The sequence below is a fragment of the Mesorhizobium sp. B2-1-8 genome, assembly GCF_006442545.2.
GTDB lineage: Bacteria > Pseudomonadota > Alphaproteobacteria > Rhizobiales > Rhizobiaceae > Mesorhizobium.
The window spans coordinates 1,356,144-1,377,043 of record NZ_CP083952.1 but is presented as its reverse complement, the minus strand read 5'-3'; the positions used below and the strand labels follow the sequence as shown (position 1 = coordinate 1,377,043).

Here is a 20,900-nt window from a genome sequence, read left to right as displayed (position 1 = left end):
GAGGCGACGGCTCAAAGCCGCCCCATCAACACCAGCACCAGAACCACCACCAGCACCACACCGACAATGCCCGAAGGTCCATAACCCCAGGATCGCGAGTGCGGCCACGCCGGCACCGCTCCGATGAGGACGAGGATCAGGACGATGATGACGATGGTGCTGATCGGCATGACAAATTCCCCGCTCTGCGTTGCTTGCGAGACAATGCTGGGACATCGGCCCTGAGGGAAAATGCCAAAGGCCGCCCGGTTGTTCCGGGCGGCCTTTGGCAGTTAGATCGGGGAGCCGTCTATTCGGCGGCTTTCGGGAAGGCAATTGCCGGCTCGGCGCCTGCATCCGCTGCCGGCGTGTCCGATGAGATCTGGCCCTTGCCACGCCGGAACAGGCGGCTGAACCAGCCGCGCCGCGCACCCGGTTTGATCTTGGCGCGCGTGAACACCATCAGCATCGACGGCGTCACCACCAGCGTCAGGATGGTGGCGAAGGACAGGCCGAAGACGATCGCCGAGGACAGCGAAATCCACCATTGCGTCGACGGCGCATTGATCGTCGTCTCGTGATGGAAGATTTCGAGCCCGAGGCCGAAGGCGATCGGCAGCACGCCGAGAATGGCCGATACCGCCGTCAGCACAACCGGACGCGCACGCTCGCGGCAGGTCTGCAGCACCGCGTCCATCTTGTCCCAGCCTTCCTCGCGCAGCCGGTCATAGGTGTCGATCAGCACGATGTTGTTGTTCACCACCACGCCTGCCAGCGCGATGACGCCGATGCCCGACATGACGATGCCGAACGTCTCGCCTGTTATCAGCAATCCGAGGAACACGCCGATCGTCGCCATGACGACGCAGGACAACACCAGCCAGACGCTGGTGAACTTGTTGAACTGCGCCAGCAGCACCAGGAAGATCAGGAAGATCGCGGCCCCGAAGGCCTTGCTGAGGAAGGCGCTGGCTTCCGCGCTGTCCTCGTTCGAGCCGGCCAGTTTCCAGCGTATGCCACTGCCGAGATTCATGTCGGCGACGGCCTGGGTAACCTCCTGCTGAACGGCGGCGACCTGAGCGCCGGCGGCGACGTTGGCCTGCACCACCACGGTGCGGGCACCGTCGATGCGATTGAGGATGCCGACGCTCGGCTTCGCCTTCCGAACGACAAAGTTCGAGATCGGCACCGATCCTTGCGAGGTCTGTACCCTGAGCTCGTCGAGCGTCGACAGCGTGCGCCGGTCCTCGGGCAAGCGCAGCCGGATGTCGACCGCCTTGTCGGCGCCGGCCGGCCGGTATTCCGAGAGCTTCAGACCGTTGGTGACGAGTTGCACCACCGTCCCGACCGAGGTTGGGCTGATGCCGTATTGGGCGGCCTTGGCCCGGTCGACCTCGAGTGCCCAGTCGACGCCTGGCGGCGGCAAGCCATCGGAAATGTCGATGACGCCGGGCACCTTGCCGATGCGTGCGGCGACTTCGCGCGCCTTCTCGTCCAATCCCTTGGGGTCGATGGCCGAAAGCCTGATCTGGATCGGCTTGCCGGTCGGCGGGCCGGCTTCCGGCACGCGCACCTCGACGTCGACGCCGGGAATGCCGGCCATCACGCCACGCAGGTCGTTCAGGATATCGTTGGCCGATTTGCGCTCGCGCCAGTCGATGAATTCGTACTGGATGACGCCGACGACGTCTTCGGGCACGTCCTGGCCGCCGCCCTGGGACTTGCCGACGCGCGTATAGACCGACTTCACGCCCGGCCAGCCGAGCAGCCGGTTTTCGGCAATCTTGGTCGCGGTATCCATTTCGGCCAGCGAGAGGTTGCCGCGGGCATGCACATAGAGCAGGCCGTAGTCGGGTTCGACGCTCGGGAAGAACTCGACGCCGGCACCGTACTTCGAATAGCCAACGAAGATGCCGGCCAGCAAGACGACGGTGAGCACCATCACGGTGATGGGGAAGCGTACTGCCTGCTTGACGACAGCCATGTACCAGCCATCGCGATTGCCTTCCTCGTGATGCTGCGGCGCCTTGGCGAAGATCGCCCCCAGCGTCGGCGCGAAGACCAGTGCATAGAGCATCGAGGCCGACAGCGTGACGATCAGCGTGATCGGCATGTACTTCATGAAATCGCCGATGATCCCCGGCCAGAACAACAGCGGCGAGAAGGCGGCGATACGCGTCATCGTCGCCGCGATGACCGGACCGGCCATGCGCTTGGCGGCGAGCGCGAAGGCTTCCTGCTTCGGCATGCCCTCGCTCATCCGTCGTTCGGCGAACTCGGTGACGATGATGGCATCGTCGACCAGCATGCCGACGGCCAGGATGAGGCTGAACAGCACGATCATGTTGATCGTGTAGCCCATCATGGCCAGCAGCAGGATGCCGATCAGGAAGGATGACGGAATGGCCAGGCCGATGAGCAGCGAGGCACGCCCGGACAGCGCGTAGAGGATGACGATGAACACCAGGATGACGGCGATCATCACGTGGTTCTGCAGATCGCCGAGCAGTTGGTTGACGAAGACCGACTTGTCCTGCGTGTAGGTGACGTGCATGCCTTCCGGCATGGTCTTGACGAAGGTGTCGGACACCTCCCTGACCTTGGTCAGCGTGTCGATCAGATTGGCGCCGATGCGCTTCTTGACCTCGATGGCGATGGCCGGCTTGCCGTTGAGGCGCGTGATCGTCGTGGCATCGGCGAAGGTCGAGCGGATCGTCGCGATGTCCTTGGCCTGAACCACGGCATTGGGACCGGCGACCACGGGAAGTGCGGCCACATCCTCGGGCGTCTCGATCAGCGACGGCACCTTGACGGCGTATTTGCCCTGCGAGCCCTCGATGTTGCCGGCGGCGACGAGGCTGTTGGACGCGCCGACGGCGCCGATCAGCTGATCGAGCTGCAAACCGTAAGACGACAGCTTCATCGGATCGATGACGACTTCGACCAGATCGTCGCGGGACCCTTGCAGGGAACCTTCGAGGACGCCGGGCACTTCCTCGATGCGGTCACGCAGTTCGCGCGCCGCAGCCGCCAGCACGCGTTCGGGCAATTCGCCCGACAGCGTGACGACGAGCACCGGAAATTCGGAAATGTTGACCTCGGTGACGACGGGCTCTTCGGCCGCTTGCGGCAGGTCGGCCTTGCCGTCCTGAACCTTGGAGCGCGTATCCTGCAGTGCCGTCGCCAGGTTGGTCTGCGGCTGGAACTCGACCAGCACATAGCCGCCGCCCTGGAAAGCGGCCGAGCGCATCTCCTTGAGGCCTTTCAGGCTCTTCAGCTTGCTTTCCATCGGCCGCAGCAGAAGGCGCTCGGAATCTTCGGGCGAAATGCCTTGATAGATCAGGCTGACATACATCATCGGAATCGGAACGTCGGGTTCCGCTTCCTTCGGCGTCGACTGATAGGCGACCCAGCCTGCGATCAGCAGGAAGACCAGGACCGAGATGGTCAGGCGGGCATTGTTGATTGCGAGTCTGACGATATCCATGACTTATGCCTGCTGTTGGCTTGGGGAGTGGCGAACGGACATGCTGTCGCCGGGCAAGGCCCGGCGCCGGCGCCCCGCGCTACTGCGTCCCGGCGGTGGCTTCGCCGATCAGCTTGTTGATGGTTGCCTGGTCGGCCTCGACCGGATGGACCTCATCGCCCTCCTTCACCAGTTCCTGGCCGGCGACGATAATGCGCGCATCGGCCGGGATGCCGCCGAGCACGAGACCGGTCGGCGTATCGTCGACCAGGTCGATCGGGAAGAACGCCACCTTGTTGTCCTTGCCGACGGCGCGGATGCCCAGATCGCCCTTGTCGCCGAGCGTCACCACCGAGCGAGGCAACAGGACGGCGTCGGTCGGCAAGGCGCTGAGCTGGATTTCGGCCGTCATGCCGGCCGGCACGGAGCCATCGGCATTGGGGATGGCGATCTCGACACGGAAGGTGCGGGTCGCCGACGAGGCGTCGCGGCTGATATAGCGCACGGTGCCTTCGACGGTCTGGCCACTGACCAGCCGAACGCTGGCCTTGTCACCGATCTTGAGATAGCCGAGGTCGCGCTCGCTGATTTCGCCGCGCGCGATCACAGGATCGAGCTTGAGGATGGTCGCTACCTCGCCGCCCTGCATGACGGAGCTGCCCAGTTCCACCGGCACCCGGTCGATGACGCCGTCAAACGGCGCCTTTACTTCGTTGCGGTCGAGCTCGGCCTGCGCGGTGTCCAACTGGGATTGCGCCAGAGTCAGATTGGAGCGGGCGGTGTCGAGCTGCAGCTTGGGCAAATTGCCGGTCTTCATCAGCCGCAACGACGCGTCCAGCTCGGCCTGGCGCTGCGCGACAAGCTGCTTGGCATTGTCGACCATCGAGATCTTTTCCTCGGCGGCGAGCATCAGCACCAGGTCGCCGGTCTTGACGTGATCGCCTTGCTTGACAGGTAGCTGGTCGATGACGCCGGCGACGCGGGTTGCAAGCACCGCGCGCTTGTCGGCTTCGGTCAGCCCGGAAATGCGGATGGCGCGCGCATAGGTCTTGCGCGGCGGCGTCACCACCGCGACGGTGCGCAGCGGCGCTTTCTGTTCGGCTTCCGCCGCCTTCGGCTTGCTCGCATCCGGCGCCTTGCCCTGCTCGACTTCGGCTGCCTTGGCCTTGTTGGCCGCTACACTGCCGACCGACGAGAACTCGCCCGTCGCCATCCACGCCGCGAAACCGATGAGCACAACAATGGCTGCAAGCTTGTGAAACCTGATTTTAGGCATCGTCATTTTTCCACTGCGGGTTCGGCCAGCACCGCCTCTTATGACGCGGGCGCGTCGCCGATATGGGTGCGCGCCTGACCGTGTTCAAATCGCCGTGATCGGCGAGCGCGCTTCTACATCAAAGTTGCATCGCAATATAGTCCCAAAGTTGCAGCAGCATTGCATAGCCGGGCAAGGTGTGGTCGCCATGAAACGGTTCTTCGTGACTTGCCTGTCTACTTGACGAAGCGCCCGCTGGCTCGCGATCCGCCCCTGAAACTTCGGCCACGGGCGACCAGCCGCGCTCGCCATGGGTCGTCTCCGGACTACAGCCGCGATCCGCGTCGCGTCGCTGATTGAAGTGCAGGCACAAACCGACGATCGGCGTCAGTGCGATCGGCGAGGGACAATGGCAGCGGCGCCACAACACTCGGCCAAAGGACTGGAATCGCTCGGGAAACGGGACGACGGCCCCTTCGGATCAGGCTGCTTGCCGACCCCGATGCACCGACGTCGGACAGATGCTGAAAGCACCTATGCGCCCGCATTATTGCGTCCCGGACCGCGTGTCATGATACGCCCGACTTCGGGCGCGGCGCGAGACAGGTGCGGGAATACCAGGTGTATTTCGTCCTATTCGCAATTCTGTACCGAGCATTGCGCCCGATGCCACTGAACGCTCCGGGGCAGCACCATCCGACCGTCAGTGGCAGCAGGCGTCAGCATGATGACGGCTCTTCCGCACGCCAAGGTTGCCGTCACGCCGACAACGCTGGACTGGGCGCTGCTCCGGAGACCCCCGTCATGGCTGCCGGCAGACGCTGCCGTGGAGCCAGCGCCGTCGGATTCAGGCCCGACGGCGTTCGGCCTCGGGGTTCTTGCGCGCGGCGAGAAATTCCTTGACCCGACGGCCGGGTGCGGGACCGCGTACCGGCTTGAACCCATCATCGAGTTCGCCGGACAGGTCGAGCGTAGCTTGGCTGCCGACGGCATCGTAATTCTCTTCCAGCCAGTCGGTGGCGGCGGTGCGGCCGAGGTCGCGCAGATAGGTCAGGAAGGCCCATTCGGCATTGACCTTGGACGATGCCGACAGATCCTTGAACGCCTCGTCGGCATCGATGCGATGCATGCGGATGTCGCGATATTCGCCATGCGGCAGTCGACCTGCCGCAATCAGTTCCTTGACGAAGGCGATCGAGCGGAATTCGCGCAGAAGCCCGGCATTGAAGGTGATCTCGTCGATGCGGTTCTGGATCTCGTTGGCGCTTCTTGGTGTTCCCTCGCGCACCACCGGATTGATCTGTACCAGAAGCACATCTTCGGTCGCCGCGGTCTTGAAGAACGGGTAGAGCGCCGGATTGCCGCCGTAACCGCCGTCCCAATAGGGCACGCCCTTGATCTCGACGGCGCGGAACAGTTGCGGCAGGCAGGCCGACGCCATCACCGTGTCGAGGTCGATCTCGCCATCGGAAAACACCCGCAACTGCCCTGTCTCGACATTGGTGGCGGAGATGAACAGCTCCATCGACTTGCAGGCGCGGACATTCCCGAAGTCGATCTCCCTTGCGACCACGTCGCGCAACGGATTGAGGCCGAGCGGGTTGGCGACATAGGGCGAAAACACTCGAGACATGGTGTCGAAGAAGACATAGCCCGGCGTGTTCTCGATCGACCAATTGCCCCAGGCGACATCCCACGGCATGCGCTGCACCGGGCTGAACCGGCCCTTCGCCGCCACCGCGTGCCAGAAATCGTCCAGCTTCTGCCTGGCACCCTCGACCCCGCCGCGCACGAAACCATCGGCCAATGCGACCGCGTTCATGGCGCCGGCGCTGGTGCCGGAAACCGCCGATATCTCCAGCCTGCCATCCTCCAGCAGCCGGTCGAGCACGCCCCAGGAAAAGGCGCCGTGCGAGCCGCCTCCCTGAAGGGCGATGTTGATCTTCTTCTTTTCCTCCGCCTTGCCGTTCTTCGTCATGGCGTTCCTGTCATCCTGATGCGCCGGCCTGCCCAACGTCATTGGAAGGAAGCAGCCATGGCCGGCTTATGTTGCAGTGCAGCATATAAGGATGGACCAAGGCAAGAACACGAACACGGTCGCGTGATCACATGAAATTTCGGTGATGCGAAAAGCCCCTCCGCTGCGATGCGGAGGGGCCGTAGCTTTCGAAACAGACGGAAAATCTAGGCGACGAGGTCAGGCACCGGCCCGACATAGCGTGACTGCGGACGGATCAGCCGTCCGGTGGTCTGCTGCTCGCGCGCATGCGCGATCCAGCCGGCAACGCGCCCGGCGGCAAAGACATTGCTGAAGGCATCAGGAGGAAATCCCGCCGCTTCCAGCACCAGCGCGGTGTAGAACTCGACATTGGTCTGCAGCGAGCGCTGCGGCTTGGCGACCCGGAGCACGTCGAGCGCCGTTTGCTCGACCGTCTCGGCGAAGGCCAGCCGGCGACCGGTTTCGCCCTCGCCGCCAAGCTTGCGGACCACCGCTTTCAGCACATCGGCGCGCGGATCGCGCACGCGATAGATGCGATGGCCGAAACCCATGATGCGTTCGCCACGCGCGATCTCGCCGCGCAGCCAGCCGGCAGCGTCGCCATGCGCAGCGATGGCGTCGAGCATCTTGATGACCGGGCCGGGCGCGCCGCCATGCAGTGGACCCTTGAGCGCGCCGAGGCCGGCCAGCACCGACGATGTCAGGCCGGCCAAGGTCGAGGCGACAACGCGGGTGGCGAAGGTCGAGGCATTGAGGCCATGGTCGCATACGGTCACCAGATAGGTGTCGAGTGCCTTGGCCAGATCAGGCGACGGGATGGAGCCCCTGAGCATCCTCAACATGTCGGCGGCATGATCGGCCTTGCCGTCGGGTACGATCGGCTGCTCACCGCGCTGCAGGCGCAGCAGCGCAGGCGTCAGCACCGCGGGCGCCGCGATCAGCCGCAAGGCGTCCGTCAGCGTCTCGCCATCCGGCAGCAAGGCCATGCCGGCGCGCATGGCGCTGTAGACATCAAGCGGTGCCAGCAAGGGCAGCGCAGGCTCGAGCCGCTCGAACACCTCGACGCGTGCCTCACCCAGTTTTGCCGCCAGTTCGGCGTCGCCAGGCAGACCGTCGAAGAACCCGTCCAGCAGTAGGTGGACGACCTGGGCGTAACTCCATCGTCCAGCCAATTCCCCAAGCGAATGGCCGCGGATCGTCAGGCGACCGCCCAGACCATCGACATCGGACAGCACGGTTTCGGCCGCCACCACATCATCCAGCCCATTCGCCATAGCCTTGTCTCCTTGAAGCTTTTCCCGATGGGAGATAAGGGTGGGCGCCATAAGCATCAATCTTGATCAATAGAATCAACATCTGGCTCGATATGTCCGAATGGTTGTCGCGGGAAGAGGCATTGGAAAGGCTCCGGGTTAGGCCGCAGACGCTCTATGCCTATGTCAGCCGCGGCCGCATCGGCATGCGCCCGGATCGTGCCGACCCGCGCCGCAGCCAGTACCGTGCCGACGACATCGCGGCGCTGGCGACGCGAAGGGCGCGGGGGCGCAGCCCCTCGGCCATCGCCGAAAGCGCGATCGCCTGGGGCGAGCCGTCGATCGTCACCGCGATTTCGACCGTCTGGCACGGCCACCTCATTTATCGGGGTCGGGACGCCGCGGCGCTGTCCGACCATGCCACGCTGGAAGAAACCGCTGGGCTGCTCTGGGCCCTGCCCGGCCCGATCAGTTTCGAAGCGCCGTCGCCAGATGCGCCGTCCCAGATCGGCCGCGCCCCGGCCTTTGCGCAACTCGCTTTGCTTGCCGGCCAGGCGCGGCCCTCGCTTGGACGAAGTGCTGCCTTGCTGTGCACTGATGCCGCGCACGCGATCGGCGTGCTGGCCAGCGCCCTTGGTGCCATCGCGGGATCTGAACCAGTGCATCGGCGATTGGCACGGGGTTGGTCGGCGGATGATGGCGGCGCGGAAGCGATCCGCCGTGCCCTTGTCCTGCTCGCCGATCACGAACTCAACGCATCGACCTTCGCAACCCGCGTCGCAGCCTCGACCGGAGCCTCGCCCGCCGCGTGTCTGCTGGCTGGCCTGGCGACACTGTCCGGTCCCCGCCACGGCGGCGCCGGCGAAGCGGTGATGCAACTCGCTGAAGACGCGGGGCGGCACGGCGCCGATGCCGCGATCCGGCGCTGGCTCGGCCATGACCGGCCACTGCCGGGGTTCGGCCATCCGCTCTATCCCGAGGGCGATCCCCGGGCCGCAGTGCTTCTGGCCTCCCTCGACAACACCGACGAGGCGTTGCAATCGCTGCAAGCCGCCGCCATTGCCGCGACAGGCGCCCAACCGAACATCGACTTTGCCCTGGCCGTGCTGACGCGCGGCCTTGGCTTGCCGCGCGATGCACCATTCCACCTGTTCGCGCTTGGACGCAGCGTCGGCTGGGCCGCGCACATGGTCGAACAGATCGCGAGCGGCAGCAGCATCAGGCCGCGCGGCCGCTATGAGGGATTGCTGGCCTGAATGCGTGAGTGCTATGCGCTTACGACATCGTGTCGAGCTTGCGCTGCATGGCCGCGATCTGATCCTTCAGCTGTTGCAGATCGTCCGGCTTTTCCGGCGTTTCCTTCCTGGCCGGCTCGGCGGGAGCCGCGGCAGGCGCCGACGAGCCCGGGGGTGGAAAAGGCGTGAACAGCCGCATTGCGTTCTGGAACATTTCCATGTTGCGGCGTGTCTGTTCTTCCAGCGCTTTGATCGGCGTCGCCATCTTCATCACGTCCAGTGGCGATTTACCGATGGCGCCCTTCATCTGCTCGCGGAACCGCTCCTGTTCCTTGGAGAAGGCGATCATCGACTGTTCGAGGAAGCTCGGCACGATCATCTGCATCTGGTCGCCGTAGAAGGCGATCAGCTGGCGCAGGAACGGGATAGGCAACATGTTCTGCCCGTCCTTGTTCTCCAGCTCGAAAATGATCTGGGTCAGCACGGGATGCGTGATGTCGTCACCGGTCTTGGCGTCCTGGACCGTGAATTCCTCGCCCTTCTTGACCATCTCGGCCAGATCCTCGAGCGTCACATAGGTGCTCGTCCCCGTATTATAGAGGCGGCGGTTGGCGTATTTCTTGATAATGATCGGGTCGTCTTTTGCGGCCATCTGCATCCTCCCCGGACACCGGCACGCCTGAGTAAGCAGCCGGTAACGATTGCGCCCTTTTTGAGGATATGCGCAAAAGCCTCATAATTCCAAGCAGTTTGTGCAGTGCGGGATCATATAATGCTGCATGGCAGGCTAAATATGCTGCGCAGCACCGGCCAGACCGCCGGCACCACGAGGCGAGGTCTGCTTGCGGCGCATCGGCGCCATGCCGATTTCCGGTTTGACTTGGAGTTGGGAAAGGGCAAGAAAAGTCCTCAACGGCACAACAACACCCTTGAAGTCTGGAGAAGAAAATGTCCGCTTCCATCGTCATTGCCAGCGCCGCGCGCACGGCCGTAGGCTCCTTCAACGGCGCCTTCGCCGCCACGCCCGCGCATGAACTCGGCGCCGTCGTCGTCAAGGAACTTTTGACGCGTGCCGGTGTCGAGGCGGCCGAGGTCGACGAGGTCATCCTCGGCCAGGTGCTGACCGCGGCGCAAGGCCAGAACCCGGCTCGCCAGGCCTCGATCCTGGCCGGCCTGCCCAAGGAGACCACAGCCTGGGGCCTTAACCAGGTTTGTGGCTCTGGCCTGCGCGCCATCGCGCTCGGCATGCAGCAGATCGCCACCGGCGACGCCAAGGTGATCATCGCCGGCGGCCAGGAATCGATGTCGCTGTCGCCGCACGCCGAGCACCTGCGCGCCGGCGTCAAGATGGGCGACTACAAGATGATCGACACCATGATCAAGGACGGGTTGTGGGACGCCTTCAATGGCTACCACATGGGCAACACCGCCGAGAACGTCGCCCGCCAGTTCCAGATCACCCGCGACGACCAGGACCAGTTCGCGCTGGCCTCGCAGAACAAGGCAGAGGCCGCGCAGAAGGCCGGCAAGTTCAAGGACGAGATCGTCGCCTTCACCATCAAGGGCAAGAAGGGCGACACCATTGTCGACCAGGACGAGTACATCCGCCACGGCGCCACGATCGATGCTATGACCAAGCTGAAGCCGGCCTTCGACAAGGACGGCACGGTGACCGCGGCCAACGCCTCCGGCATCAATGACGGTGCTGCCGGTGCGCTGCTGATGAGTGAAGCGGAAGCCGCCAGGCGCGGCATCACCCCGCTGGCGCGGATCGCGTCCTGGGCAACCGCCGGCGTCGATCCGGCGATCATGGGCACCGGACCCATTCCCGCCTCGCGCAAGGCATTGGAAAAGGCCGGCTGGTCGGCAGGGGATCTCGACCTTGTCGAGGCCAACGAGGCGTTCGCCGCACAGGCCTGCGCCGTCAACAAAGACATGGGCTGGGATCCCTCGATCGTCAACGTCAATGGCGGCGCCATCGCCATCGGCCACCCGATCGGCGCCTCGGGCGCCCGCATCTTCAACACGCTGGTCTTCGAGATGCGCCGACGCGGCGCCAAGAAGGGTCTCGCCACCCTATGCATCGGCGGCGGCATGGGCGTCGCCATGTGTGTGGAGGCTCTCTGATAGATTTTGGACGGGCGGCGCAAGCCGCCCGGTTCATATGTAGTGCCTGTAGCAAATCCAGTGCCTGCCAAGCCCGACAACAGGGCGATTTCAAAAGGGGAAATGCATGACCAAGGTTGCAATCGTCACGGGTGGATCGCGCGGTATCGGCGCGGCGATCTCGACCGCTTTGAAGACTGCCGGCTATTCGGTTGCCGCGAATTATGCCGGCAACGACGACGCGGCGGCGAAGTTCAAGGCCGAAACCGGCATTCCGGTCTACAAATGGTCGGTCGCCGACTATGACGCTTGCGCCGCCGGCATCAAGCAGATCGAGGCTGACCTCGGCCCGGTGTCCGTGCTGGTCAATAATGCCGGCATCACCCGCGACGCCATGTTCCACAAGCTAACGCGCGACCAGTGGAAAGAGGTCATCGACACAAATCTGTCCGGTGTCTTCAACATGACGCATCCGCTGTGGAGCGGCATGCGCGACCGCAAGTTCGGCCGCGTCATCACCATCTCCTCGATCAACGGCCAGAAGGGCCAGGCCGGCCAGGTCAACTACTCCGCCGCCAAGGCCGGCGACATCGGCTTCTCGAAGGCGCTCGCCCAGGAAGGCGCGCGCGCCGGCATCACCGTCAACGTCATCTGCCCCGGCTACATCGCCACCGAGATGGTCAAGGCGATCGACGAGAAGGTGCTCAACGAACGCATCATCCCGCAAATCCCGGTCGGCCGCCTGGGCGAACCGGAAGAGATCGCGCGCTGCGTTGTCTTCCTGGCTTCCGAAGACGCCGGCTTCATCACCGGCTCGACCCTCACCGCCAATGGCGGCCAGTACTTCATCTGAGTCCTCTTCTCACCGCAGCTAACGGCTGGGGGATCGACGCGTGCTCGCAACAAGCGGACCGGAAAACCGGTCCGCTTTCAAACGACGCTTGATCCTTGGAAGGCTTCGCTGTGGCGCGATGCTCCAATCCGGCACGCAAAGGTTAATGACGGCAGCCGCGTCTGTGCGAAACCCTGTGGTTAAGCCTGTGGATTCTCGGTGGATAAGCTGTTCACAACACAAGATATTGGGGGAACAAAAGGAGAAAATACCGCTGGCGCTGATTTGTCGCCGATTCGTTCCGGCTTTGAGCGCAATGTTAACATTAATGGCCTCGATTGCCTGCAATTCCTTAACGCCGAGTTCAGAAAGATTAACAATTTCATAATGTTGAGCGGGGCGTACCGTACTTCCCGCATCGTTTACCGGCAAAAGTTAACGGCAAGGCCTACCTAGCATAAAACGGGCCAGTTTCGACGATTCAGCATGTGGTGAGACTCGTCGTCACAAAATCCATATCTAGCCGTGAACAAAAGCTGAATCTCTCGGAGTCAGCGATTCGTCGCTGATTCGTTCCAGACTCGTTCCAACTGTTAAGCAGCGGCTCATTTGCGGGTCGACGCGCACGTCTTCGGCACCCTGCCGGAACATTCCGCTTTCGCTTCGCGCCCGAAATCCCTATGTGTCGGCTGTCATACGCGCCGTCCAGGCACGCTCCCGACCACGAGAGGCCAGAAAGCCTTATTTCCGAGCCGATGAACATTCAGCAGAAACACACCGAGCCGCTGATCCTGTCGGGCCGCGACGTGACCGCCGTGCTTGGCCCGACCAACACGGGCAAGACCCATCTCGCCATAGAGCGCATGGTGGCGCACGAAACCGGCGTCATCGGCCTGCCGCTCAGGCTGCTGGCCCGCGAGGTCTACACGCGCGTCTGCGAGAAGGTCGGCGCCCACAAGGTGGCGCTCATCACCGGCGAGGAGAAGATCCAGCCGCCAGGCGCCAAATATTCGGTCTGCACCGTCGAAGCCATGCCGCGCGAGTCCGACGCTGCCTTCGTCGCCATCGACGAGGTGCAACTGGCCGGCGACCTCGAACGCGGCCATATCTTCACCGACCGCATCCTGCATCTGCGCGGCCGCCAGGAAACGCTGCTGCTCGGCGCGGCCACCATGCACGGCATTCTCCAGCGGCTGCTGAAGGGCGTCTCGGTGGTGACGCGGCCGCGGCTGTCGCATCTGGCCTATGCCGGCTCCAAGAAACTGACGCGCCTGCCGCGGCGCACCGCGATCGTCGCCTTCTCCGCCGACGAGGTCTACGCAATCGCCGAGCTGATCCGGCGCCAGCAGGGTGGTGCGGCGGTGGTTCTCGGGGCGCTGTCGCCCCGCACCCGCAATGCTCAGGTGGCGCTGTTCCAGTCGGGCGATGTCGACTATCTCATAGCCACCGACGCGATCGGCATGGGTCTCAACCTCGATCTCGACCATGTCGCCTTTGCCCAGAACCGCAAGTTCGACGGCTACCAGTACCGCAATCTGACGGCGGCCGAACTCGGCCAGATCGCCGGCCGCGCCGGCCGGCACCTGCGCGACGGCACGTTTGGCGTCACCGGTCAGGTCGATCCGCTCGACGAGGATCTGGTCCAGAAGATCGAGGGCCATGAGTTCGACCCGGTGAAGGTGCTGCAATGGCGCACCGCGCAATTCGATTTCGCCAGCCTCGATGCGCTGAAGCGATCGATCGAAACCAACGCCCCGGTCGAAGGCCTGACACGCGCGCTGCCGGCCGTCGATGCACAGGCACTCGAACATCTCTCCCGCGACGAAGGCATCCGCGCGCTCGCGACCAATGCCAAGCGCGTGGCGCTGCTGTGGGAAGCCTGCGCGCTGCCGGACTACCGCAAGATTGCGCCCGCCCAGCATGCCGATCTCATCGCCTCGATCTACATGGACCTCGCCCGGCATGGCCATGTCGACGAGAATTACATGGCCGAGCAGGTGCGCCGCGCCGACACCACCGAGGGCGACATCGATACGCTGTCGCACCGCATCGCCCAGATCCGCACCTGGACATTCGTGTCGAACCGGCCCGGCTGGCTGGCCGATCAGGCACACTGGCAGGAAAAGACGCGCGAAATCGAAGACAGATTGTCGGATGCGCTGCATGAGCGGTTGACGAAACGCTTCGTAGACCGCAGGACTTCCGTCCTCATGCGGCGCCTTAGAGAAAATACCATGCCCGAAGCCGAAATCAGTCCTACCGGAACCGTCCTTGTCGAAGGCCATCATGTCGGCGAGTTGCAAGGGTTCCGCTTCACCGCAGACCAGACCGCCGGCGGCGAAGACGCCAAGGCCGTGCGCACGGCCGCGCAAAAGGCGCTGGCAGCCGAATTCGAGGCCCGTGCGGAGCGCTTCGGCGCCTGCGCCAATGGCGACCTCGCGCTCGGTTCGGACGGCACGCTGCGCTGGATCGGCGCGCCGATCGGCACGCTGGTTTCGGGCGAGGACGCGCTGAAGCCGCGCCTGGTGCTGCTGGCCGACGAACAGCTGACCGGCCCGGCCCGCGACAAGGTCGCCGCGCGCGCCGAGCGTTTTGTCAATTTCCAGATCGAATCCCTGCTGAAGCCGCTGGTCGACCTGAAAAACGCCGAGCAGATTTCCGGCATCGGCCGCGGCATCGCCTTCCAGCTGGTCGAGAATTTCGGCCTCATCAATCGCCGCGACATCGCCGAGGAGATGAAGTCGCTCGACCAGGAAGGTCGCGCGGCACTTCGCCGGCTCGGCGTGCGCTTCGGTGCCTACCACGTCTTCGTGCCGGCGCTGATCAAGCCGGCACCCGCCGGACTGGTGACCTTGCTGTGGGCGCTGAAGAACGACGGCAAGGACAAGCCGGGCTTCGGCGACGTCGTCCATGCGCTCGCATCGGGCCGCACCTCTGTCGTCATCGATCCGGCCTTCGACAAGGCGTTCTACAAGCTTGCCGGCTACCGCAATCTCGGCCGCCGCGCGGTGCGCATCGACATTCTCGAGCGGCTGGCCGACCTGATCCGCCCGGCGACCAACTGGAAGCCAGGACTCGGCCAGCGACCGGACGGCGCCTATGACGGCCAGTCCTTCATGGTGACGCCGCCGATGATGTCGATCCTCGGCGCCACCGCCGACGACATGGAAGAGATCCTCAAGGGTCTCGGTTATCGCGCCGAGCCGAAACCGGTGGCGGAAGTCAAGGCACGGCTGGAAGCGCAGGACACTGCCGCGCGGGAAGCCGCCGCTGCCAAGCAGGCAGCCGAAGAGGTAGCCCGCGCGGAACAGGCCAAGGCGGCGGAAGAGGCGGCAGTGGAAGCCGCAGTAACGGAAGCCGGCGCTGTAGATGCGGCCGCGGAGGCAACGGTCGAGGGTTCGGCAACGGCAGCCGCCGAGGCCGCCATCGAAGCCCCAGCCGAGGTCATCGCGGAAACGGCAGCAGAGCCTGTCGCACAAGAGCAGTCGGAAGCCACGACTGAGGTTGCGGATGAAGAGGCGCCTTTAGCCGAAGCCGCTGTTGAACCCGCCGAGCCGGCCCCGGTTGAACCGCAGGCCGAACCTGAAGCTGCCGAGGTCGACGCCACGCCCACGGAAGAGAACGCCGCAGCGGCGGAGCCGATCGTCGAAGCCTCCGCGCCGACGGATGCCGCCGAACCGGCTGCAGTGGCGGAAGCCACCAGCGAACCTGCGCCGGAAGCCGAAGCGCCAAAACCGATCCTGTTGTGGCGCCAAGGTCGCTTTGACCAGCGCCCGCGCCATCGCGATGGCCGCAACAACCGCCCGCAAGCCGGACAGGCGCGCGGCCGAAGCAACGCGCCTGCCGATGCCGGCGACGGACCGGCAACAGGCACGCCCGCGGACCGTCCCGCTCATGAAGGGCGCCGCGACGGCGCCGGCAAACCGCGCTTCGACCGCTCGAAGTTCAAGCCAAGGCCGCAAGGCGAAGGCGCCGAGCGCCGCGACGGCCGCCCGCAAGGCGATCGTCCCGACCGCCGCGAAGGTCGGCCTGACTGGAAGGGCGGCAGCCCGGAAGGCAAGGGTGCCGATCGTGGCAAGGGGGGCGGAAAGCCCGCCTTCCAGCCCAAGCCGCGCGAGGAGCGTCCGGTGCGCTTCGACCCGGATTCACCCTTCGCCAAGCTCGCCGCTTTGCGCGACCAATTAAAGAAGTAGGCTCGCGTCGATGGTTGCGGAAGGCCGCCAGCGCATCGACAGATGGCTGTTCTTCACGCGCGCGGTGAAATCGCGCTCACTGGCGGCCAAACTGGTAGTCGCCGGTCGCGTGCGCATCAATCGCGACAAAGCAGCGCAGGCTTCCGATCTGGTCAAGCCAGGCGACGTGCTGACCATCACGCTCGACCGGCGTATCTTCGTCTGGAAGGTGCTCGGCGCTGGTGTGCGGCGCGGCCCTGCCGAGGAAGCTCGCACTCTTTATGAAGACATGTCGCCGCCGCCCGCAGCCAAGGCCGACGCACTTCCCGATGCTATCCCGGCGCTGCGCGAGGCAGGCAGCGGCCGCCCGACCAAGAAAGAGCGCCGCCAGACCGACCGATTGCTCGACGAAGATTGAGCCTTGCCGACCAGACGCGGGGGTGTGTTTTCCCAGGGCAAACGACAAACAAAAAGCAGAACCGGGACCGGCAAACGGGACAGCCTGTGGGCATGTCGGGCCCTCGCGGCACCGCCCACCTGGAATTCCATTCCCAAACCCTGGCGCCACTGGGAATAGCCACCCTTGCAAGCGGCCGACAAAGGCGTTACCTCACAAAAAAGCCAACAAAAACGGGACATCCCGGAGCCGACCGATGACCTATGTCGTGACCGACAACTGCATCAAATGCAAATATATGGACTGCATCGAGGTCTGTCCGGTCGACTGTTTCTACGAAGGCGAGAACATGCTCGTCATCCATCCCGACGAGTGCATCGACTGCGGCGTCTGCGAGCCGGAATGCCCGGCCGACGCGATCAAGCCCGACACCGAGTCCGGCCTCGACAAATGGCTGCAGATCAACACCGAATATGCCGAGAAATGGCCCAACATCACCGCCAAGAAGGAGCCGCCGGCCGACGCCAAGACCTTCGACGGCGAGACCGGCAAGTTCGAGAAATACTTCTCCGCCGAGCCCGGCGAAGGCGATTGACAACACCGCTGTAAAGGCTTGTATGACGCAGCGTAACAGGCACGTCGGATTAACCGCCTTGACAGGCGGCGATCGGTTGTGGCCTTCGCTTACGCAGCAAAACCTTGATTCTTCCGACTTTTTGTGTTACATCAGCGAAACATGCCGGTGACACAACGTCGATTTATGGCGCAGACGCCCCAAATCACTGAAAGGTGAAAATCCCATTCCGGACCAGAGCGATCTGGGCCAGGCGGTCGCAGTTCGTGCGGTTTGCCGGTCCCGGCCTTTCCGGTGGGTTCATCTGTTGTGCGGCTAATGATCGGTGACACCGATCACGTGAGTTCAGCCGGCACCGCCGCCGGCACACAACAAGGAGTTCAGGGCGTAATGGCAACGATAACCCCGCAGAAGAAGTCCACAGCCGCGCGTCACGGTTTCAAGACCGGCGAGTACATCGTCTATCCGGCGCATGGCGTCGGCCAGATCGTCTCGATCGACGAGCAGGAAGTGGCCGGTCACAAGCTGGAACTGTTCGTCATCGACTTCCAGAAGGACAAGATGCGCCTGAAGGTGCCGGTCGCCAAGGCGACCTCGATCGGCATGCGCAAGCTGTCGGAGGAGGATTATGTCGAGCGTGCGCTGAAAGTCGTGCAGGGTCGCGCCCGCGTCAAGCGCACCATGTGGTCGCGTCGTGCCCAGGAATATGATGCCAAGATCAATTCGGGCGACCTGATCTCGATCTCGGAAGTCGTGCGCGACCTCTACCGCGCCGACAACCAGCCGGAGCAGTCCTATTCCGAACGCCAGCTCTACGAGGCGGCGCTCGACCGCATGGCTCGCGAGATCGCGGCCGTAAACCGCATGTCGGAAACCGAAGCCGTGCGCCTGATCGAGGTCAACCTCAACAAGGGTCCCAAGCGTGGCGCCAAGGCCGACAACGAGGAAGCCGAGCAGGAAGAAGCTGCCTGAGCTTTCCACCTTCGAGTTAACGAAAACCCGGCCTCGCGCCGGGTTTTTGTCTTTGGGGAGTGCTGCGGATACCGCGCTTATGCGCCACCGCCCTTCTCCGCCGCCTCCTGCTTCAGCGTGGCGATGAACCGCTTGGTCCGTTCGCGCTCCGGATTGCCGAACAGCGTGGCGGACGGTCCCTGCTCGACGACGACGCCGGCGTCGAGGAACACCGCTTCCTGGGCGATCTTGGAGGCGAGGCGCAAATCATGCGTCGCAATCACCATGGTCGTTCCCTCGCTGGCGAGTTGACCCAGCACATCGACCACCTCCTGTGCCAGTTCCGGGTCGAGCGCCGAAGTCGGCTCGTCGCACAGCAGCACCTTGGGCGACGGCGCCAGCGCCCGGGCGATCGCCACGCGCTGCTGCTGGCCACCCGACAGCGTCGCCGGCCAGGCATCCGCCTTGTGCGCCATGCCGACCTTCTCCAGCAGCGCAGCCGCCCGCTCATGTGCCTGCTGGGGCGACCATTTGAGCACCGTGACCAAGCCTTCCATGACATTCTCGATGGCGGTGCGATGCGGAAACAGCTGAAAATTCTGGAACACCATGCCGGTCTGCAGGCGCAGGCGCCTTATGTCCGCCGCCGGCACCTTGCCACCCGGGCGGAACTCGAGCGTCTCGTCGCCGATCCGCACCGTGCCCGAGGTCGGGATCTCCAGCAGGTTGATGCAGCGCAGCAGCGTGCTTTTTCCCCCGCCCGAAGGACCGACCAGCGCGGTGACGCTGCCCTCGGCGATGGCGACCGTCACCCCCTTCAGCACAAGATTGTCGCCAAAGCGTTTTTCGATGTTGGCGAGGCCGATCATGACCGTGCCTCCAGGAAGCCGCCATAGCGGTTGAGCCGCTCCTCCAGCCGCGTCTGCAAGGCCGACAGCACCGAACTCATCGCCAGATAGAGGATCGCCGCTTCGACATAGAGGATGAGCGGCTCATAGGTGGTGGCGACAATGCGCTGCGCCGCCTGGAACATCTCCGGCACGGTGATGGCGGCGGCCAGCGACGTGTCCTTGACCAGCGAGATGAAGGTGTTGGAGAGCGGCGGCACCGCCACCCGGCCGGCTTGCGGCAGGATGGTGCGCCGCATCGCCTGGCTCCAGGTCATGCCTATCGAATAGGCGGCCTCCCACTGGCCTTTCGGCACCGAGCCTATCGCGGCGCGGATGATTTCCGACGTGTAGGCCCCGATGTTGAGGGTGAAGCCGATCAGCGCCGCGGTGAAGGCGTCGAGCAGGATGCCGACCGACGGCAGGCCGTAGAAGATCAGGAACAGCTGTACCAGGAGCGGCGTGCCGCGGAAGATCCAGACATAGAAGCGCACGAGCGCCACCAGCGGCTTCGGGCCAAACAGCCGGCCGAGCGCCGCGCCCAACCCCACCGTCAGGCCGAGCACGAAGGACAACAGCGTCAGCGGCACTGTGAAGATCAACGCTGCCCACAGCAGCGAGGGCAGCGAATCCAGCATCAGTTGCAGCCAGTGCGGCACGAAATATCCTCCGGAATGGACGGGTGGCGTCATCGAAGCGCGAATGCGTCAGCCATATCACGACAAAAGCGGCGAGCCGTCAAAGACGGCTCGCCGCTGGATGGGCTGCAGGGCGGCTACCCGCCCCGCTTTATGATTACTTCGAGACGTCCTGGCCGAAATAGGTGTCGGCGATCTTCTGGTAGGTGCCGTCGGCCTTGATGTCGGCAAGGGCCTTGTTGATGGCCGCGACCAGCTCCGGATCGCCCTTGCGCACGATGACGCCGGAGTAATCGGCATTCTCTTCCTGGGCGGCGATCTTCACATTGGCGTCGGGCTTGTGCTTCTTGAAGTCGAGGAACGACAGGCTGTCATTGATGGTGGCGTCGGCGCGGCCGGTCAAAAGCAGCTGGATCGACTGGTCGAAGCCATCCGTGCCGACCAGTTCGGCGCCATTCGATTCGGCCAGCTTGCCGAAATTGGAGGTCAGCGACTGCGCCGCCTTCTTGCCCTTGAGATCTGCGAAGGTCTTGATGTCGGTGTTGTCGCCGCGCACGATCAGCACCGCCTTGGAGGCGATGTAGGGATCGGAGAAAGCGTACTTGGCCTTGCGGGCATCGGTGATGCCGACTTCGTTGATGACGGCATCATATCGCTTGACGTCGAGGCCGGCGATCAGGCCGTCCCACTTGCCCTCGAGGAACTCCGCCTTGACGCCGAGCTTTTCGGCGATCGCCTTGGCGATTTCGACGTCGAAGCCGACGAGCGCTCCGGATGCATCATGATAGGTGAAGGGAGCGTAAGTGCCTTCCGTGCCGACCTTGATGACGCCAGCCTGCTTAATCTGGTCGAGATTGGCGCCGGCATGGCCCGATGTGACCGCCAGGGCCTGCAGCGTTCCGGCGATAATGAGCGACTTGAGCCATTTCATTTTTCTGTGATCCCGTCCTTGGCCTGATGTCAGGCATGTTGTGAGGGCTGGAAAATGACAGATGCGGATCGAAAAAATAAGGAACGAAATTTCAAAAAGGCTCAGTTCTGAAAATCAAATACTCCAAAAGAAATTTCTTTGCAGCATCGGAAGTCCGGGCAGCCGTGCCGAAATTGCCCGGACGTCATCGCTCGCTTGCCTGCTCCAGCGGAACCTTTCCCGCGC

At 64.0% G+C, this 20,900-nt stretch carries 17 protein-coding genes; 8 read left to right on the top strand and 9 right to left on the bottom strand.

Annotation, left to right across the window (positions count from 1 at the left end; genetic code table 11):
• Positions 1 to 11 precede the first annotated feature (11 nt).
• From FJ970_RS06680 to FJ970_RS06660, 5 genes are all read right to left on the bottom strand, one after another.
• Positions 12 to 170, bottom strand: a complete 159-nt coding sequence (locus FJ970_RS06680; protein ID WP_140754672.1) for a DUF3309 family protein — start codon at positions 168 to 170, stop codon at positions 12 to 14.
• Between the two features lie 119 nt (positions 171 to 289).
• A complete protein-coding gene (locus FJ970_RS06675; RefSeq protein WP_140754674.1) occupies positions 290 to 3,466 on the bottom strand; it encodes an efflux RND transporter permease subunit in 3,177 nt (1,058 codons plus the stop codon).
• A gap of 79 nt (positions 3,467 to 3,545) precedes the next feature.
• Positions 3,546 to 4,721: an efflux RND transporter periplasmic adaptor subunit gene (locus FJ970_RS06670; protein WP_140754676.1), complete on the bottom strand. Its 1,176-nt coding sequence runs from the start codon at positions 4,719 to 4,721 to the stop codon at positions 3,546 to 3,548.
• Between the two features lie 826 nt (positions 4,722 to 5,547).
• Complete coding sequence (locus FJ970_RS06665; RefSeq protein ID WP_140754678.1) at positions 5,548 to 6,678, bottom strand: patatin-like phospholipase family protein; 1,131 nt, start codon at positions 6,676 to 6,678, stop codon at positions 5,548 to 5,550.
• Between the two features lie 206 nt (positions 6,679 to 6,884).
• Positions 6,885 to 7,973: a citrate synthase/methylcitrate synthase gene (locus FJ970_RS06660; RefSeq protein ID WP_140754680.1), complete on the bottom strand. Its 1,089-nt coding sequence runs from the start codon at positions 7,971 to 7,973 to the stop codon at positions 6,885 to 6,887.
• Between the two features lie 92 nt (positions 7,974 to 8,065).
• Here FJ970_RS06660 and FJ970_RS06655 point away from each other — a divergent pair, with 92 nt between their 5' ends.
• Positions 8,066 to 9,208: a citrate synthase gene (locus FJ970_RS06655; RefSeq protein WP_140755013.1), complete on the top strand. Its 1,143-nt coding sequence runs from the start codon at positions 8,066 to 8,068 to the stop codon at positions 9,206 to 9,208.
• Positions 9,209 to 9,227: 19 nt separating this feature from the next.
• Here the strand turns inward: FJ970_RS06655 and phaR are convergent, their stop codons facing one another.
• Positions 9,228 to 9,839: a polyhydroxyalkanoate synthesis repressor PhaR gene (phaR, locus tag FJ970_RS06650; RefSeq protein ID WP_140754682.1), complete on the bottom strand. Its 612-nt coding sequence runs from the start codon at positions 9,837 to 9,839 to the stop codon at positions 9,228 to 9,230.
• Positions 9,840 to 10,135: 296 nt separating this feature from the next.
• Here phaR and FJ970_RS06645 point away from each other — a divergent pair, with 296 nt between their 5' ends.
• The 7 genes from FJ970_RS06645 (at position 10,136) to FJ970_RS06615 (ending at position 18,240) form a co-directional block, all read left to right on the top strand.
• Complete coding sequence (locus FJ970_RS06645) at positions 10,136 to 11,314, top strand: acetyl-CoA C-acetyltransferase (protein ID WP_140754684.1); 1,179 nt, start codon at positions 10,136 to 10,138, stop codon at positions 11,312 to 11,314.
• Between the two features lie 106 nt (positions 11,315 to 11,420).
• Positions 11,421 to 12,146, top strand: a complete 726-nt coding sequence (gene phbB / locus FJ970_RS06640) for an acetoacetyl-CoA reductase (protein ID WP_140754686.1) — start codon at positions 11,421 to 11,423, stop codon at positions 12,144 to 12,146.
• Positions 12,147 to 12,344: 198 nt separating this feature from the next.
• A complete protein-coding gene (locus tag FJ970_RS06635) occupies positions 12,345 to 12,581 on the top strand; it encodes a hypothetical protein (protein WP_140754688.1) in 237 nt (78 codons plus the stop codon).
• Between the two features lie 299 nt (positions 12,582 to 12,880).
• Positions 12,881 to 16,318: a helicase-related protein gene (locus FJ970_RS06630; protein WP_140754690.1), complete on the top strand. Its 3,438-nt coding sequence runs from the start codon at positions 12,881 to 12,883 to the stop codon at positions 16,316 to 16,318.
• Positions 16,319 to 16,328: 10 nt separating this feature from the next.
• On the top strand, positions 16,329 to 16,715 hold the full coding sequence (locus tag FJ970_RS06625; RefSeq protein WP_140754693.1) for an RNA-binding S4 domain-containing protein: 387 nt from the start codon (positions 16,329 to 16,331) through the stop codon (positions 16,713 to 16,715).
• Between the two features lie 235 nt (positions 16,716 to 16,950).
• The gene (gene fdxA, locus FJ970_RS06620) at positions 16,951 to 17,289 is read left to right on the top strand and encodes a ferredoxin FdxA (RefSeq protein ID WP_140735514.1); all 339 of its coding nucleotides are present in this window, start codon (positions 16,951 to 16,953) and stop codon (positions 17,287 to 17,289) included.
• A 369-nt stretch (positions 17,290 to 17,658) separates the two neighbouring features.
• Positions 17,659 to 18,240: a CarD family transcriptional regulator gene (locus FJ970_RS06615; protein ID WP_006327799.1), complete on the top strand. Its 582-nt coding sequence runs from the start codon at positions 17,659 to 17,661 to the stop codon at positions 18,238 to 18,240.
• Positions 18,241 to 18,317: 77 nt separating this feature from the next.
• On the opposite strand, the gene FJ970_RS06610 is transcribed toward FJ970_RS06615, so the two are convergent.
• The 3 genes from FJ970_RS06610 to FJ970_RS06600 form a co-directional block, all read right to left on the bottom strand.
• The gene (locus FJ970_RS06610) at positions 18,318 to 19,088 is read right to left on the bottom strand and encodes an amino acid ABC transporter ATP-binding protein (protein WP_140754695.1); all 771 of its coding nucleotides are present in this window, start codon (positions 19,086 to 19,088) and stop codon (positions 18,318 to 18,320) included.
• Complete coding sequence (locus tag FJ970_RS06605) at positions 19,085 to 19,765, bottom strand: amino acid ABC transporter permease (protein ID WP_027141826.1); 681 nt, start codon at positions 19,763 to 19,765, stop codon at positions 19,085 to 19,087. Before FJ970_RS06605 ends, FJ970_RS06610 begins: the two co-directional genes overlap by 4 nt.
• 136 nt (positions 19,766 to 19,901) lie before the next feature.
• Complete coding sequence (locus tag FJ970_RS06600) at positions 19,902 to 20,675, bottom strand: amino acid ABC transporter substrate-binding protein (protein WP_140754697.1); 774 nt, start codon at positions 20,673 to 20,675, stop codon at positions 19,902 to 19,904.
• Positions 20,676 to 20,900: the final 225 nt, after the last annotated feature.